Here is a 15,607-nt window from a genome sequence, read left to right as displayed (position 1 = left end):
GTCAGGACTCTTTTATATTATGTTCGTCTTTCAATGCTTTTCCCAATACATCTATTCCCCCGGTCACAGGGATAATACTCCCGGTTATAAAACTTGAATTTTCATCGACGAGAAAAGAAATCACTCTTGCAATATCTTCACCTGTCCCTGATCTCCCGACTGAAGTAAGACTATTATCAGAAGAAAAGGCTTGTTCAATTGTTTTTTCCTTCCATTCGGTGCTAATATCCCCTGGACTTACCATATTGGCCGTAATCCCGTTTATCATTTCCTCAATGGCAATCGTTCTTGTCAAGGATGCTAGACCCGTTTTTGCTGCAGCAAAAGCAGAACGATAAATCCAACCAGGCGCTGTTTCGACCCTGTCAAACCCCATTGTAATAATTCTTCCCCATTTATTTTTTCTCATAATAGGTATGGTCAGCTTTGATAAATTAAAAACAGCTGACAAATTTCCATTTAATAAATAATTCCATTCTTCGAATGAATAATCCGTTAGTTTTTTTCTTTCGTGTATGTATGGCCCTGCATTATGGATTAAAACATCAATCGAAGAAAATCTTGTTAATGCTTGGTGGACCATTCGGATACAATCTTCTTGTTTGGCCACATCCCCTTGAAGTAACAGGCAATCGGTTCCAAAACTTTCCTCGAGCTGCTTTGCAAGTTCTTTTGCTTCCAATTCACTGCTTCGATAATTAATAATCAACTGATACCCTTTTTCTGCAAGTTGTAAAGCAGTAATTTTTCCAATGCCGGTTGCCCCTCCGGTAATCAAAGCAGTTTTTTTCTTCACACACCATTACCTCTCTATTTTCCAATTTATCTTTATACTATATGTTAAAAAGATTTGATTATATATGCAAATTTTAAACATTACCTTATGAATTTGACATGTTAAACCTGGTTGTTGATTTCCGCTCCAGGCGCTTCTTTTTCCATGGGCTGACCGGGGATCCTCCTCGTCGCTCCAATCAACGATGTAAAATAAAAACATTGGCCTTTAACCCAGCCTTTGATTTAAATAAGAAAAGCAGGTTTTAATAACGGATAGGCGTTTGCTAGCATAGTATGTGGTAGGACGAATAAGGCCCTTTTCAGGCAGTTGAAAGGATGAAAAAAATGTTCCCATGGAATATGTTCCCTTTTAATAAGGATATGAAGAATAACCTGCAAAACATGAAACCAGAAGAAATCAATAATTATGTCCAGGACCTCATTGGAAAGGTAATACCCGGCAGCATGCGTGGAATGATGAACCCAAACGAAATGTTTAATGGATTCGCTTCAGCTGGCACTACCCAGCAGCAGAGCGCTACAGGTACATTGAATTCCTCGGCATTTGAAACACATGACTTTGTTTACGTGCGGATTGCGATTAAAAGTGAGGAATGGCTCAAGCAGCTGCGTATTTACCATACCTCCAATCAGCTTATTGTCGACCATATCCCCCAATATGAAGATAAACATACGATTACCCTTCCGGCGATTGTTAGAAAGAAAGGTGCTTCAGCGAATTATAAGGATGGGACTCTAGAAGTAAGAATTCCCAAAAATATCGATATGCAGTTTTCTCAAATTGATGTGACAGAAATAATGTAGCATCTATTTTTATGGTATGTTTTTGTTCCAGTAAAATATGATGAATTAGAGGTGGTGGTTGGAATGGAAATGGATAAACTTAAAAAATGGCTGGAATTGACCCAAAAATTTCAAGGTGATAATTTTTGGGAGCAAATCTTTGATGAAAAAAGTGTTGAAAAAGTCATAAAGAGTCCCTCCATTAGCCCCTTTACAAAAATACAGAGTTCTTTTCCAAAATGCGATTTATATGAAACGGATGATGTGCTTGTGATTGAAGCCGAAATTCCGGGGATGCGTAAGGAAGATCTTCATATTACTGTCAATCAACAGCTATTGACGATGACAGGAGAATTTAAAACCTTACAGGAAGGAAGAAAATATTTTATTAAGGAAAGAGCAAATCAGACATTTAAAAAGGAAATAATCCTCCCCTTTCCCATTAAAACAACTCAAATTCGGACAGAAATACGAAATGGATTATTGTTTATTTTCATGCCAATCAATAAAGAGGAAATCGAGACGATTCCCATTACATTCGATCAACTTACTCCAGAATGAAGAAGCAGACAGCCGCGAATGGGCTGTCTTTTTATTTTAATTCATCCATCATTTGATTATGAACCTCAATTAAATGAACTTTTGTTTCAGTGGAAATATTTGAATCCACTAATCTTTTGATAGCAGAATAATATTTTTCATATCTGTTTTTCCGAACCCTAGGGTGCGAGTTTTCATCTAATAATTCTCTTTTTATCGCATCCTTCAAAATTTCCTCACTGTTCTGATTTTCCACGTTTAATAAACGATTATTCCATACCTTTCGATATTCATGCAATAACCGATCAAAAAACTCCAACCCAGTTGGCATTTATATCACCCCAATCATCACCCTTATGCTCATTGTTACATATTTCCTTGTATTTTGTAAAAAATAAAAAGGACCATTTTTGAAAGGAGAAATATATGTCTACCCCATATAAATGTCCAAATTGTAAAACCAATCGAAGTCGATTTAATATTATTGAACAAGTAGCACACTCGGTTAAGCTTGACCCACAATCCGGTGTGGTTGTAAGAGAGTATGGTGAAACGGAATTAGAACCTTTTCATATCCCATATCAAGGCCCAGAATTCCGGATTCAATGCGGCGCTTGCGGACTAATCGAAGATGAGCGTACCTTCATTAAATTTGGACAACAACCTTAAAATAAGAACACCTTTATAAATGACCTATTCATTTATAAAGGTGTTTTTTTAATGTAGGTAAAGTTTTTAAAGAGCAATATTGAGTTTTGAAACAATGTTGATAGGAGCGGAAGGCGCGAAGACTCCTGTGGGAGTACGGGGCAGGGGAGACCCCGCAGGAGTGAAGCGACGAGGAGGCTCCCCGAACCGCCCATGGAAAGCGAAGCGCCTGGAGCGGATATCAACAACCAAGTATAACAGGAATTTATTGTAAATAATTATCTTTTAAAAATTGCTTTGAATCAATTTTCCATCCCTCAATCGGTGAAAACCGCACCATATGAATTTGCCCATTAAATGTTTGTCTTCCTCTATTTTTTATGTACCAATCAATTTCAATAGGAATATCCAAACTAATTTGTTCTGATAAATCCTCAGGTGGAAGCATAGGTAATCTTGAGATTCTAACTGCATCAATTTTCATAAGGACCGGTTTCCACTTAATTTTTTGCAAGGAAGGCGTGGAAATAATTTTCGAATCCTGCTGTATAAATCCTGCAATATAGGCATTTATGATCTCATATGGGTTTGCCTTCTCGAAATAATCATCCAGTTTCCCTGATGCCTTTAAAATCATTAACATATGAGATAAGTCCATGGAGTTCGTCCGATGTGTCGTACTCCCATAAAAATGAATACAGAAATGTCCGGGAAAATTGTTTTTCAAAGCTCCGGCACCATGTGGCATCCCATGCATTGAAGCGCCTATCCACTGGTCTTTATGAATAACAATAATCGCACGACGTTTCCAGCTCCATTTACCCCCATAGATTTTTTTCATAATCTTAGTATCCTTTGAAGTCAAAGGCTGCACGTCCGCGTGGTGGCTGCCTGCACGCCGTTGCACCTTAAATTTTTTCCCTGTATCCACATCCAGCACGATAAACTTTGTGTACTTCGGTAAGATATGATTGACATCTTTCCAAGGGAGCATTTCAATCTTATAACTGATTTCCGCTGCACTTACCGCTTGACCATTCAGGAGGATGAGCATAAAAAATATAAACACAGCTGCCTTCTTCATGTAACCCCCCATTTCCATGGAATATAAACTACATTTAAAGAGTTACCTGAAGACTAAAATATCATTCATCCATATGCTGATTTTCAAATTCATTTTCAAGCTTCTCTAGTGCTGTATTCATTTGGCCCCAATCGATATTTTCCCCAATAAAAACAAGGTTTAACGGTAAATTCATTTGCTCCTTCATATATAAGGGCATTCCATAAGAGAATTGAAATAAAAAAGGATAGCTTTTTGAATCAAATTTTAGATATCCTTTAATTCGGTAGATCGTATCAGGCAAGGATTTTAAAAACTCTTCAAACCTGGAATGACTGACGGGACCCTGAAATCGGTATACAAAAGTAGATAAATTTAAATTTTTCTGGCTTAGGTGAGTATTCGTTTTATCTCGATAAGAAACTGATATCTCTTTAAGCTGTTTTAGCGAAACCTGAGAATAGTTCGTAAGCAGGCATCTTGCTTTTGAATTTAATGCTTGGATTTCGAATGTAATTTTCGCTTGTTCCGACTCTGATAATTCACTCATTTTATTCACGATAATGAAATCAGCGTGTCTAATTTGCTCTAGAATTAACTGCTGAAGCTGAGGGCTCATTGATTTCCGATTCAACCATCTTAAACCATCAACAGTGGTAACAATACCTTTAATATGCAAAGCATCTGCAAATAGCGGTGAGAGAATCGCATCTAACACTTCTACAGGATGTGCTGCCCCCGTTGTTTCGATATAAATCACATCTGGTTTTTCATCGATTAATAACCCTTGAAGCTGCGCCTCTAGCTTGTCCTGAATCGAACAACAAATGCAGCCGCCAAGTAATTCCTTTAACGCAACGTCTTCATCCACAACATCGGAATCAATGGAAACTTCCCCCAGCTCATTCATCATGACAGCTACTTTTCTTCCCTGCTTATGCTCCTCTTCAAGGATTCGTTTTAATAAAGTTGTTTTCCCGCTCCCTAAAAATCCTGACAAAATATAAACCTCAGATTTAATCATTCTATTGCCCTGCCTTTTTTCGTTTTTGCATCCCTTCATTATAACGGATATGGATTAATGTAAAAAGAAAAAAGCAGATGAGCCTTCATCCGCTTTTTTAATTAATGATCGATTTAGACTGGTCTTCCTCTTCAGGGATTGAATTCACAGTAGCTGAATCATCCTTTTCATTTCCTTTGACAAATTGCAATGGCTCAATTTTGGTAATTGGATTCATAATTGCCGATAACCCCAAGCCCACTAATTGTCCTTTCCCTAAATCGGTGTTAATGCTGTTAGCCACTTCATTGATAATGGATGGTGCTATCAACAATAGATTATCGGATGATTGATTTTTAATTTCATTTTTCAGTGAGGAGATAATCGTTTTTAATTCCTCTGTATTTTCTGGATCCACCGCTACCTGCTGAATGTATTCAAGCACTTCCTTACCATGTAGTGGCCCTTTTCCTTCATTAATTGTTACTCCATCCGGTGCAAGTTGATCAATGATTTTACTTATAGATGAGGGGTTTAGCATGAAAAAATGATCAATGGATATGCCATAATTTTTTTGAACCGTTTGTTTTAATTCTTTCAATTTAGGTTTATTATCAACCGTTTCTGAGACCGGTAATAATACGGGGGCCGACTTTAGTTTATGATTTTCTTGGTCATAACGGACAATAACAGCAGCACCTGTTTTCGAAGCTTGAGAATCTGTATTATTTTCGGTAATCAAGAAATTTACAGCCTTTTTTTGCTCTGAAATTTGCAGTTCATTCGCTGTCTCTTTAGCAGAATGAAACAACGATTTTAGCGGTCCATACCCGAAAAAAGAAAGTACAATCACCACGATTACTAGTTTCCTCATTGCAAACACCAACTTTATCCTGATTGTTACTGTCCATTTTCGGAAAACAGCTGAAGAAATATACATGTTAAATAAAAAATCCGGATTCCTCTGCTAAAGAAAGAATCCGGATTTATCCATTTTATTTCATTCTTGTTTTTAACACTTCAATCGCTTTTTTCAATTGGGTATCATTCTTTTGGATTTTGTCCCGTAAGAGTTCCATTAACTTCATAGTCGAGTCTCCTTTTAGATACCCGTTTACTTCTAATTTATGAGCCTTTTGGAATTTTTCAACCTCTTCTTTTGTCTTCTGGTCAAAGAATCCGTCTGTCCGGCCTGGATTAAAGCCAAGTGCCTTTAACATCTTTTGTGCTGTCTTTACATCTTCAGAGGAGCTGGAAAGTTCCAGCTTCTTTTCCGGATTAATAATTGGTAATGACGCATAATCAGGTAGTTTTACCGGATAATCAGGCATAATCCCCTTCTTATGAATCCAATTTCCATTTGGAGTTAACCATTTCGCAATCGTGTATTTAAGGTTAGAACCATCAGAAAAGTCTTGTGCTGTTTGGACTGTTCCTTTTCCAAATGATTTTTCACCCACTAATGGAACCCCAGCGGATTCTTTAACCGCTGCGGAAAGAATTTCAGAAGCACTTGCACTGCCTTTATCAATTAAAACAACTAAAGGAAGCGTAGGATTTCCTTCATTTTGGGAGCCAAACTCTTTAATCTTACCGCTTCGATCTTGTTCTTTGACAACTACTTTTCCTTTAGGAACAAACATACTGGAAATACTAATGGCTTGGTCTAGTAAACCACCCGGATTTTGACGTAAATCCAACACAAGGCCTTTCATGCCTTTCTTTTGTAAATCATTTAAGGTCGTAACAAGTTCTTTTGCGGTATTACTTGAAAAACTGGTAATCTGAACTTTGGCAATACCTTTTCCAACCATTTCACCATATACGGTTTCAATTGGAATTTCATCACGTACGATTGGGACCTTAACTGGAGCTTCCGTGCCCGGGCGATGAATGGTTAATTCAACTTTTGTCCCTTTCTTTCCACGAATTAAGGTGACAGCCTGAGTCGAGGTCATCCCTTGCAGGCTTTTTCCATTTACTGATGTAATGATATCATTTGGTTTTAAACCGGCTTTTTCTGCTGGAGAACCTTTAATCGGGGATACAATTAGAATGTGTCCATCCTTCTCCTGAATTTCTGCTCCAATTCCTTCAAACGAAGAAGAAATAGTATTATGGAAGCTTTTCGCCTCTTCATCACTCATATAATCAGAATAAGGATCATCCAAGGATTCTACCATCCCATTAATAGCCCCATTGATTAGCTTTTGACGATCCACATTCTTGAAATATCCATTGTTCAAAGTATTATAGGCAGTATAGAATTTTTTAAATTCTGCCCTTTCTTTTTCAACTGTTACGACTTTCTCTTCACCAAAGGCCAGTACAAAAGCCGTTATTCCTGCTGACAGAAAAATTATGAAAAACAATAGCATAATAAAATGGAATTTCTTGAAGCGAATATAGCCTGATTTGTTTTCTGCTGCTGCTTGCTCTTGTCCAACTTTCTCTTCATCCAAAGCCTTCACCACTTTCATTCACCAAAAAATTATGTTCCTCTAGAACAATCATCTTCCTTTTTTCTATGTACAGAGCTCCATTTATAAGTCTTCTATGAAAAATGAACCCTTAGTGTTTAGAATAACATCTTTTTATTAAAATTAACAAAGAAAAGATAAAGTTGTCTAAAAAAGTGGCACTCCCCATTAGGCAGCGCCAAAAATGAAATTAAATTTTAATCCGTTTTAAACGAAGTGAATTGGTTACGACTGATACTGAACTGAATGCCATTGCCGCTCCTGCTACCCATGGCGCAAGGAAGCCTAAGGCAGCGACCGGTATTCCGGCGGAGTTGTAAATGAGAGCCCAGAAAAGGTTTTGGCGAATATTTAACATCGTTTTTTTACTTAATGCGATTGCTTTTGGAATTAATGTCAACTCTCCACCAAGTATGGTAATATCAGCTACTTCAATGGCTACATCCGTACCTGTTCCAATCGCAATTCCGATATCAGCAAGAGCAAGTGCCGGAGCATCATTAATTCCATCGCCCACCATCGCCACTTTTTTCCCTTGCAATTGAAGTTCCTTAATTTGATTTGCCTTTTCGTCCGGCAAAACCTCGGCAATTACATTCTGAATGCCTACCTGACCAGCAATTGCTTTAGCGGTACCTTCATTATCTCCTGTTAACATATATACTTCTATCCCGAGCTGCTTTAATTGATCAACTGCCAGCTTGGCATTTTCTTTTACAGTATCGGCAACTGCGATAATTCCCATTATTGTTCCTTGAATTGCAATAAACATTGCAGTTTTACCCTGGCTTTCAAAGTGGAGAAGGTCATTTTGAACAGTTTGATATTGAATCCCTCTGATCTCCATCAGCTTCTTTGTTCCAATTACCACCTCTTCATCACCAATTTTCGCCTCAATTCCGTGACCCGGAACGGCTGTAAATCGTTTGACCGGAAGTGTACTTGTTCTTTTTGACATTCCGAATTGGACAATGGCTTCTGCCAGTGGGTGTTCTGACGACTTCTCTACAGAAACAAGATATTGCAGGACCTTCTTATCATCCTGATAGGCAATAAAATCGGTAACGGTTGGCTGCCCTTTTGTTATCGTCCCTGTTTTATCAAGGACAATTGCATTGATTTTATGGGCGGTTTCTAAATGTTCTCCACCTTTAAATAAAATTCCCATTTCCGCCCCTTTGCCAGTTCCGACCATTATGGAGGTCGGGGTCGCAAGTCCAAGCGAGCATGGACAGGCAATGACAAGGACGGCAATAGCCGTTTCAAATGCAGAAGGGAAATGGCCAGGTTCCACGATTATGTACCAGATTAAGAAGGTTAAAATTGATAAAGCCACAACCACTGGAACAAAATAACCTGAAATTGTGTCAGCAACCCTTTGAATCGGGGCTTTACTTCCCTGCGCTTCCTCCACAATTTTAATGATCCCGGCTAGTGCCGTATTTTTCCCAACCTTTGTTGCTTTTATTGTTAACGTACCATTTTTATTGAGGGTTGACCCAATAACAGGATCCCCGATCATTTTTTCAACCGGAATGGATTCACCTGTAATCATGGATTCATCTACGGAAGATTGTCCGGAAACAACCTCCCCGTCTACCGGAATTTTCTCGCCAGGCTTTACGATAACAGCATCTGCAACCTTCACCTCGTCAAGTGGAACTCTGATTTCGTTTCCGTTTTTTAAAATGGTTGCTTCTTTTGCCTGCAGTCCTAACAGTTTCGAAATTGCCTCCGTCGTCCGTCCTTTTGCAAGAGCCTCAAAAAATTTGCCCAACAGAATTAATGTAATCAGGACAGCACTCGTTTCAAAATAAAGGCGGGGAGCGTAATAGGGATTTCCGATCGTTTTAACCCCTTCTGTAAGACTGTAAAAATAGGCGGCCGAAGTACCGAGCGCAACGAGGACATCCATGTTTGCACTTTTATTTTTCAATGCATTAAATGCACTTGTATAAAACGGACCCCCGATATAAAACTGAATCGGCGTAGCCAGCAGCAATTGAAACCATGGATTCATTAAAATAGGAGGCATAGGAAATCCAAAATCCCAAGGGATATGGGCAAGCATAGTGTAAAGTAAGGGAATCGATAAAAGAAACGAAAACAAAAGTTTATTCTTTCGTTGTTGCAGCTCTTCTTCCTTATGTTGTGCTTTTACATTTCGATCCTCTGTTTCAGTTGCCCCATAGCCAAGTTTTTCTATTTTTCCGATAATTTCATCACTCGAAACTATTTCATTTTCATAAGATACAGCGGCTGATTCCATTGCTAAATTTACATTGGCCTCGACACCATCCATCTTATTCAGGACTTTTTCGATTCTTGCTGAACAGGCTGCACAAGTCATCCCGGTAATATCTAACTTGAGTTCTTCTTTCATAAAAATAATTCACCACACAATCTTTAATAAAACATGACGGTTTACATTCATTCTACATTAATTCGACAATTTTTTGATGATTGTTGTCACACCTAGTCATTATTAAATTCTCCACAGGGTGATATAGTTCCTTTCTTAAAAACAAAAAACCCCTCTTAGTATGAACCAAGAAGAGTTATGTTGATATTTTATTCATTTATTGCGGCTTCTAATGCTACCTCAATCATATCATTAAAGGTTAGTTGTCTTTCCTCAGCAGTCGTTTCCTCACCAGTAAGTAGATGATCACTTACAGTTAGAACAGAAAGCGCTTTGCGGCCGAATTTAGCAGCAAGTGTATAAAGTGCGGTTGTTTCCATTTCAAGTGCAAGAATTTGATATTGGGCCCATTTTTCATGTTCTGCATTATCATTGTAGAACATATCAGCAGTAAAGACGCTGCCAACCTTCAAATTTAACCCTTTTTCAATGCCTGAATCATAGGCTTTTTTTAATAAATCGAAGTCGGCTGTTGGGGCATAATCAATTCCACCAAATGTAAGACGATTCATATTAGAATCAGTGGAGCTTGACATCGCCAAAATAACGTCCCTAACCTTTACATCCTTTTGGATGGCACCGCAGGTTCCAACACGGATTAAGTTTTGGACATTATAGCTTTGGATTAATTCGTTTACATAAATTGAAATCGATGGAATCCCCATGCCTGTTCCTTGAACAGAAACTTTTTTTCCTTTATAGGTACCAGTAAAACCAAACATATTGCGAACTTCGTTATAGCATACTGCACCCTCTAAAAAGGTTTCTGCAATATATTTTGCCCTAAGCGGATCTCCTGGAAGCAGGACTGTTTCAGCAATATCATTTTCTTTCGCTGCAATATGTACGCTCATTTATAATCCTCCAATCATATCTTAGGAAAATCAAAATCGATTATTCCCTGGTGTGGATATTCTACCCACCAATGACAATATATCACAATCATTTTGTAATGAAAAACCAATCTAAGAACGGACATGAATTTTTATTTTTGTGGGAAACTATTTTATGAAGAAAAAAAGGAGGGAGGATTAAGGAATGGGAAAAAAACATCGAAACCGCACAGCTTCACCTAAGAAAAATAATCATATTCCGCCGGAAGCGATAGTGGCTGAACATGAGGCACATGCAAAAGAACATCAAGCTACAGGCGGCCGAAAAAGAACCTAAGGATTTCCTTAGGTTTTTAAACGTTCCTAGCGGATGAGAAGGCGATTTATTGGCTCCCAGCCGCCAGATTTTAATTGGAAGTAATGCTGCCCGCCCCTTCCTTCATCGATCAAAATGATATCCCCAGTCGAAAGGAACCGTCCTTTATAATTGTCAGGGATTCGGTCGGCCACATTAAAACAGCTAAATGTTTCCTGAAGGCATTGTTCACGGTTATTTGCTTTAATGTACGTCCGGTATACAGCCTTATAGCCTTTACGCTCTCTGTACTTTGGAGTTTGAAAGATCGTCACATCATATTGCATATTTGCTCTTCGGGTTAGCATTCTGATCATCATATTCCTCCAATCAAAGATTATTACTATATTAATTAAAGAAACACCCTATCGATTCCTTCCAAGAAAAAGGTCTAATTTTGTCGAAAAATATATTCTTTCATTAAATTGAAAAGAAAATGCTAAAAAAAAAAACGATGAAACCTGAGGCTTCATCGTAAAAGGCTTAAGCGTATCTATGGATAACACTCTCGATTTTTGGTTGTAAAGACGGAATGTCCGCATTTGTAACGTTTAATCTTACATTTGTTTCATCCATTTCCAGTGCCTCTGAAAATAGCCCGGCTAATCCCCTGGCACGGCGGTCAACCTGCAGCATAATGTCCATGGACCCATTGGCTGAAGGAAAGAAAACCACTTCTAATTCATCTAATCTCCCACGGAACGGTCCGGATGCTGGAACAAATTCAAACTCTTGAACAAATGGCAATCTCCGCCGCAACCGATGCGGTGCCTCTTCACAATCAGCTTCGCGAATGCGGAACCCTAAATTGTCAATTGCATTAAAGACCGCTGTCATTAATGGATTCGGCACAACCTTTAAGTAATCCTTATCACTTGGGTCTACCCCGTTTTTAATATCTAATCCTGTAGACACCCAAACCTTCGATCTGCCAATCGAAACAGGAGTATCCTCTGGAAGCTGGAAAGAAAAAGGAATCCGCTTTTTTTCATTTACTTGAATCATAAAAGGGCTAGTTAAACGAAAACGATCAATACAAGCAGTAACCGAATATTTACGGTCATCGGCTTCCCTTAAGTATGTTGTATTTAATGATAAATAAATATCGTCAACCTGCTGTTCAACCTTGCCGCCACTTACTTCAACGATTCCCTTTACCGTTTCACCTGGCATATACGTATCCTTTTCAAGCTTTGTATCGACGGTTGCCGCTCCTATTCCAACACTTGCAAAAACCTTATTAAAAAATGACATCTGGTGGTTTCCCCCCTATATAACCTCTAAAATATCTGTTTCAATTTGTCTGCAATTTTCATACTCTGGCTCAATTTGCAAAAGCCGTCTAATAATATGCTTTGCCCCGCTTGAAATCGATAGTTCCTCTTCCCAGCTTCTTTCCTTTTTATCATTAGGTAATGGAAAATCAGAATAAAGCAAAAATAAAAGAAAATGACCAAGACCATAAAAATCAGCTTGCGGGTTGATTTCTTTTCGCAGGTCTCTTTTCCATTTACGTTTCGTGGCATCCAGTTGATTTAGTTTCCGAGCCAGCCCAAAATCAATAAGCCGGATTGTAGAATCTGCAACAATAACATTTGGAATACGAATATCTCGATGAATGATTTGTCTGTCATGTAGATGCCCTATAAGTTGCAGCAATTGACTGGCGATTAAAAAGACCTCTTTTTCTGAAAAATTTTTTCCTTCGATAAAGATCAGCTGCTCAAAATTTTTCCCATTCAGATATTCCATCGTGTAAAAAGGAATCCCTTTATGGACTCCCTCTTCAAAATATTGGGGAAATCCTTGATGTTCAATCGATGCCAAAAGTTTTTTTTCGAACTCGAAGCTGCTTTTTCCGGAATCTGTTATTCTTTTGTGAAGCCTTAATGTTTTTAACACCTTTATTTCATGATCCGTTTGATCAACCACAAGATAACAAAAACCATAGCTGCCCGCACCTATTATGTCGATTACTTTATATCGATTCTCAATTAGCGCATCTTTTGGAAACGGTCTTTCGATGAACCCAGAGACAGTATGAATCATTCTCTTCCACATATCGTAATTCCTTCAATCATTGGCTTAGCTGCTAAAAAAACTAGACATAAAGCTTCCACTTTTATATTTTTTCTTATAATGATAAGACCCGAGTTGGTTATGTTTATGATGTTTCATTTTTTTCCATGCGTCGCTTGAAGATGAGTATTTATGAGAATTAAGTTTGTTATTCAAAATCGATTTTAGAATTTTTTTAAACATCCGCTTCCCTCCTTCATCTCTGACTACTCATGTATACGAAGGATATATCAAAAGGTTTCGTAAAATTTTTCATTTAAAAACAAAAAACGAGCATCTTATGCTCGGCAATTTTTTTCTTTGCTAAATCTAAATACCAATTTTAATTGCTAGCCCTCCAAAAGGGCCTGTTGATTTCCGCTCCGGTCACTCGCTTTCCGCGGGTAGGTCCTGGAGCCTCCTCGGCGCTTGCGCCTGTGGGGTCTCCAGTGACCTCTCTATCCCGCAGGAGTCGAGTGCCCTCCGCTCCAATCAACAGGGGGGCAAATCAATTATTAATTCCTCCAAATATTCGCCAGTCTCTACCTTTACGTATTTGTAAATTTATGTTTTTTGTGCATGCTTTTAAACGGGTCAATTCCGTAAATAAAACAAGTCCTTCAACCATATTTTCTTTCAGAACGCATCCCAAAAGATACCTAATAAACATATCTTAAAAAGTATAAGCGGATCAGTTCAGCGGCAATTATCCTCATTACAATAAGTATAAACATTTTCAAGAAGAACCGAAAAATCAATATTATTGCAATCAAGCCTAAAAGAGGGTCATTTGGAACTAATTCATAAAAGAAACAAATTCATACTCACTTTGAGTAACCTCTATTAGCTTAAACATCAAATTCTCACTTATTATAAATAGTTTAGGAGTTGAAATTTTTATTGAATGCACCTGTTGATTGGAGCGGAAGGCACGAAGACTCCTCGGAAATGCTATCGCATTTCCTTCGTGCGTGGGCGGATTCGAGGAAGCAATTCAATGTCCTGCGGGAGTACGGGGCTGGGGAGACCCCGCAGGAGCGAAGCGACGAGGAGGCTCCCCCGGCACGCCCGCGGAAAGCGAAGTGCCTGTAGCGTAAATCAACAGACTTATTGCACAGACTAAACTCTAATAACATCGAAATAAATTAATGCGGTGAATTGTTAAAGAGGGCAAACAAAATAAAAAGCTATCGAAAGATTTTCGACAGCCTGAGCGAGCATCTTAGGCTCGCCTTTGTTCGCTTTATTCTAAAAGATTATTCATCTTGAATTTCTTCATCGATAATACTTTTTTCGATTAAATATTCGAAGGTGATATCTGCAAGTTCTTCCAATTCCTCATCACTAGGAACGTATCCCCTTTTTACAAGCTCATGAAAGAAAAATTCTGCGATTTCTTCTGTATCAATAAATACTTCAATTTCTCTCATTAGCATCGCCCCCTTTTTAGAAAATCTATGATGAAACAGGCTTTTTCATGCTAGTAAGTTCACAAAAATGCAAAGTCGGTTTCAAATTGTAATAGCTTTCATTATTACCGATTTTCCTCTTAAAAAACATGTCTATTTTGATTTGGACAAGCATAGGATGGTGAAAAGAACAATTCTGAGGTGAGATGATGTCAAACTTACAAATGAAATTAGAGGCATTTATTGAAGACGTGAATCGGGAGGATGGTTTCACCCTCCAGTTATTTGAAAAGATTACGAATTTATTATTCTTTTTTATTAAATGGGGCGGAATTCCTCTTGTTCTGTATCTCTTATTCGAAATTACGAGGTGGTAGCAAGTCTATACATGGCTTTTACCATCGTTATTCACGAGGCTTTCCAATTTTCTAAGGATTACTCTCATCACATGGTAGTATTCTTGATCGTGAAATAGTTCATATAAAATTCGATAATCATTGAATATATCCAGTAAATTATCAATTAACTCTTTTTTTTCTTTTTTTCGCTCGATTTCTTCATACTCTGCTTTTCTGATGGTATTTTGTAGTTTTTGAGTTTTGGCTGGTTTCTGCTGTTTGTTAATTAAGTATAGGAGACCTAGTTTTTGGATAAACGTATCTGCACTCTCTGCATCTGCAACAAGAGTTAATTCTTCCTCTCCTGCTTCAAGCCATTCCCCATCACTTACCCGTGAGAGCTCATAAATGACATCTTCCCATGCATCCTCTTTGTAGCGCCAGATTTCGGTTCTAAAGCCGACAATTTTAAATAAATCGGCGCCATACCCGCTCACTTGAACCAAATCACCGAAAAAAAACTTATACTCAATATCGATTTGCTCCTGCTCCATCACAGTACCTTCATATTCTGAAAGTAGCTGAAGTCCCGATTCAACAAAAAGGCCATCGCTCTTATTTACCTCGTAGACGTATCGATCATCAAGCCATTTGATATCTGTAACCTTGCCAACTGTACCATACATCGTAATCACGACCGTATCACCGATCTTATACTTCGGTTTTTTTCGTTTCTCCATATCCTCCATCCTCTCAGGTGTTGAGCCGTGAATTTTGATTACAATAGTATATGCACTAATTTATTTACCGGCACATGCAAGTGAAAAATTAAGTAAGTAAAGAAAATAAAAAAATCGCCCCTTTTTTTAGAGACGAT

At 38.2% G+C, this 15,607-nt stretch carries 18 protein-coding genes; 5 read left to right on the top strand and 13 right to left on the bottom strand.

Annotated features, from left to right (window positions below; genetic code table 11):
- Position 1: 1 nt before the first annotated feature.
- On the bottom strand, positions 2-796 hold the full coding sequence (locus tag E2K98_RS17025; protein ID WP_133336154.1) for an SDR family oxidoreductase: 795 nt from the start codon (positions 794-796) through the stop codon (positions 2-4).
- 326 nt (positions 797-1,122) lie between these two features.
- On the opposite strand from E2K98_RS17025, the gene E2K98_RS17020 reads away from it, so the two are divergent.
- Positions 1,123-1,602, top strand: a complete 480-nt coding sequence (locus E2K98_RS17020) for an Hsp20/alpha crystallin family protein (RefSeq protein WP_133336152.1) — start codon at positions 1,123-1,125, stop codon at positions 1,600-1,602.
- A 63-nt stretch (positions 1,603-1,665) separates the two neighbouring features.
- On the top strand, positions 1,666-2,142 hold the full coding sequence (locus tag E2K98_RS17015) for an Hsp20/alpha crystallin family protein (protein WP_133336150.1): 477 nt from the start codon (positions 1,666-1,668) through the stop codon (positions 2,140-2,142).
- A gap of 31 nt (positions 2,143-2,173) precedes the next feature.
- Here E2K98_RS17015 and E2K98_RS17010 read toward each other — a convergent pair whose 3' ends face one another.
- Positions 2,174-2,452: a hypothetical protein gene (locus E2K98_RS17010; protein WP_133336148.1), complete on the bottom strand. Its 279-nt coding sequence runs from the start codon at positions 2,450-2,452 to the stop codon at positions 2,174-2,176.
- A 95-nt stretch (positions 2,453-2,547) separates the two neighbouring features.
- Here E2K98_RS17010 and E2K98_RS17005 point away from each other — a divergent pair, with 95 nt between their 5' ends.
- Positions 2,548-2,790 carry a hypothetical protein gene (locus E2K98_RS17005; RefSeq protein ID WP_026576592.1) on the top strand — a complete coding sequence of 81 codons (243 nt, stop codon included), beginning with the start codon at positions 2,548-2,550 and terminating at the stop codon, positions 2,788-2,790.
- A gap of 244 nt (positions 2,791-3,034) precedes the next feature.
- Here E2K98_RS17005 and E2K98_RS17000 read toward each other — a convergent pair whose 3' ends face one another.
- The 6 genes from E2K98_RS17000 to deoD all read right to left on the bottom strand — a co-directional run bounded on the left by E2K98_RS17000 (position 3,035) and on the right by deoD (position 10,591).
- Positions 3,035-3,853 (bottom strand): hypothetical protein, encoded by an 819-nt coding sequence (locus E2K98_RS17000; protein ID WP_133336146.1) that lies wholly within the window; start codon positions 3,851-3,853, stop codon positions 3,035-3,037.
- Positions 3,854-3,914: 61 nt separating this feature from the next.
- Positions 3,915-4,856 (bottom strand): CobW family GTP-binding protein, encoded by a 942-nt coding sequence (locus E2K98_RS16995; protein ID WP_133336143.1) that lies wholly within the window; start codon positions 4,854-4,856, stop codon positions 3,915-3,917.
- A gap of 97 nt (positions 4,857-4,953) precedes the next feature.
- A complete protein-coding gene (locus E2K98_RS16990) occupies positions 4,954-5,709 on the bottom strand; it encodes an LCP family protein (protein WP_133336141.1) in 756 nt (251 codons plus the stop codon).
- Positions 5,710-5,830: 121 nt separating this feature from the next.
- Positions 5,831-7,297 carry a lmo1851 family serine protease gene (locus E2K98_RS16985; protein ID WP_456236710.1) on the bottom strand — a complete coding sequence of 489 codons (1,467 nt, stop codon included), beginning with the start codon at positions 7,295-7,297 and terminating at the stop codon, positions 5,831-5,833.
- Between the two features lie 208 nt (positions 7,298-7,505).
- Positions 7,506-9,698 carry a heavy metal translocating P-type ATPase gene (locus tag E2K98_RS16980; protein ID WP_133336137.1) on the bottom strand — a complete coding sequence of 731 codons (2,193 nt, stop codon included), beginning with the start codon at positions 9,696-9,698 and terminating at the stop codon, positions 7,506-7,508.
- Positions 9,699-9,886: 188 nt separating this feature from the next.
- Positions 9,887-10,591, bottom strand: a complete 705-nt coding sequence (gene deoD / locus E2K98_RS16975) for a purine-nucleoside phosphorylase (RefSeq protein WP_133336135.1) — start codon at positions 10,589-10,591, stop codon at positions 9,887-9,889.
- A gap of 184 nt (positions 10,592-10,775) precedes the next feature.
- On the opposite strand from deoD, the gene E2K98_RS32060 reads away from it, so the two are divergent.
- Positions 10,776-10,907: a hypothetical protein gene (locus E2K98_RS32060; RefSeq protein ID WP_268884107.1), complete on the top strand. Its 132-nt coding sequence runs from the start codon at positions 10,776-10,778 to the stop codon at positions 10,905-10,907.
- A gap of 26 nt (positions 10,908-10,933) precedes the next feature.
- Here E2K98_RS32060 and E2K98_RS16970 read toward each other — a convergent pair whose 3' ends face one another.
- From E2K98_RS16970 to E2K98_RS16955, 4 genes are all read right to left on the bottom strand, one after another.
- A complete protein-coding gene (locus tag E2K98_RS16970) occupies positions 10,934-11,242 on the bottom strand; it encodes a YodL domain-containing protein (protein ID WP_133336133.1) in 309 nt (102 codons plus the stop codon).
- Positions 11,243-11,408: 166 nt separating this feature from the next.
- A complete protein-coding gene (locus E2K98_RS16965) occupies positions 11,409-12,179 on the bottom strand; it encodes a sporulation protein (RefSeq protein WP_133336131.1) in 771 nt (256 codons plus the stop codon).
- 15 nt (positions 12,180-12,194) lie between these two features.
- A complete protein-coding gene (locus tag E2K98_RS16960; protein ID WP_133336129.1) occupies positions 12,195-12,986 on the bottom strand; it encodes a serine/threonine protein kinase in 792 nt (263 codons plus the stop codon).
- 1,253 nt (positions 12,987-14,239) lie between these two features.
- Positions 14,240-14,413, bottom strand: coding sequence for a YozD family protein (locus E2K98_RS16955; protein ID WP_071355860.1), 174 nt, complete (start codon positions 14,411-14,413; stop codon positions 14,240-14,242).
- A gap of 188 nt (positions 14,414-14,601) precedes the next feature.
- On the opposite strand from E2K98_RS16955, the gene E2K98_RS31020 reads away from it, so the two are divergent.
- Positions 14,602-14,769: a hypothetical protein gene (locus E2K98_RS31020; RefSeq protein ID WP_165976302.1), complete on the top strand. Its 168-nt coding sequence runs from the start codon at positions 14,602-14,604 to the stop codon at positions 14,767-14,769.
- Positions 14,770-14,774: 5 nt separating this feature from the next.
- On the opposite strand, the gene E2K98_RS16950 is transcribed toward E2K98_RS31020, so the two are convergent.
- Positions 14,775-15,470, bottom strand: a complete 696-nt coding sequence (locus tag E2K98_RS16950) for a hypothetical protein (RefSeq protein ID WP_026576603.1) — start codon at positions 15,468-15,470, stop codon at positions 14,775-14,777.
- Positions 15,471-15,607: the final 137 nt, after the last annotated feature.

It is taken from the genome of Bacillus salipaludis, assembly GCF_004358205.1.
Note: the sequence above shows the minus strand (reverse complement) of the source record. Positions and strands in the feature narration are given on the sequence as shown.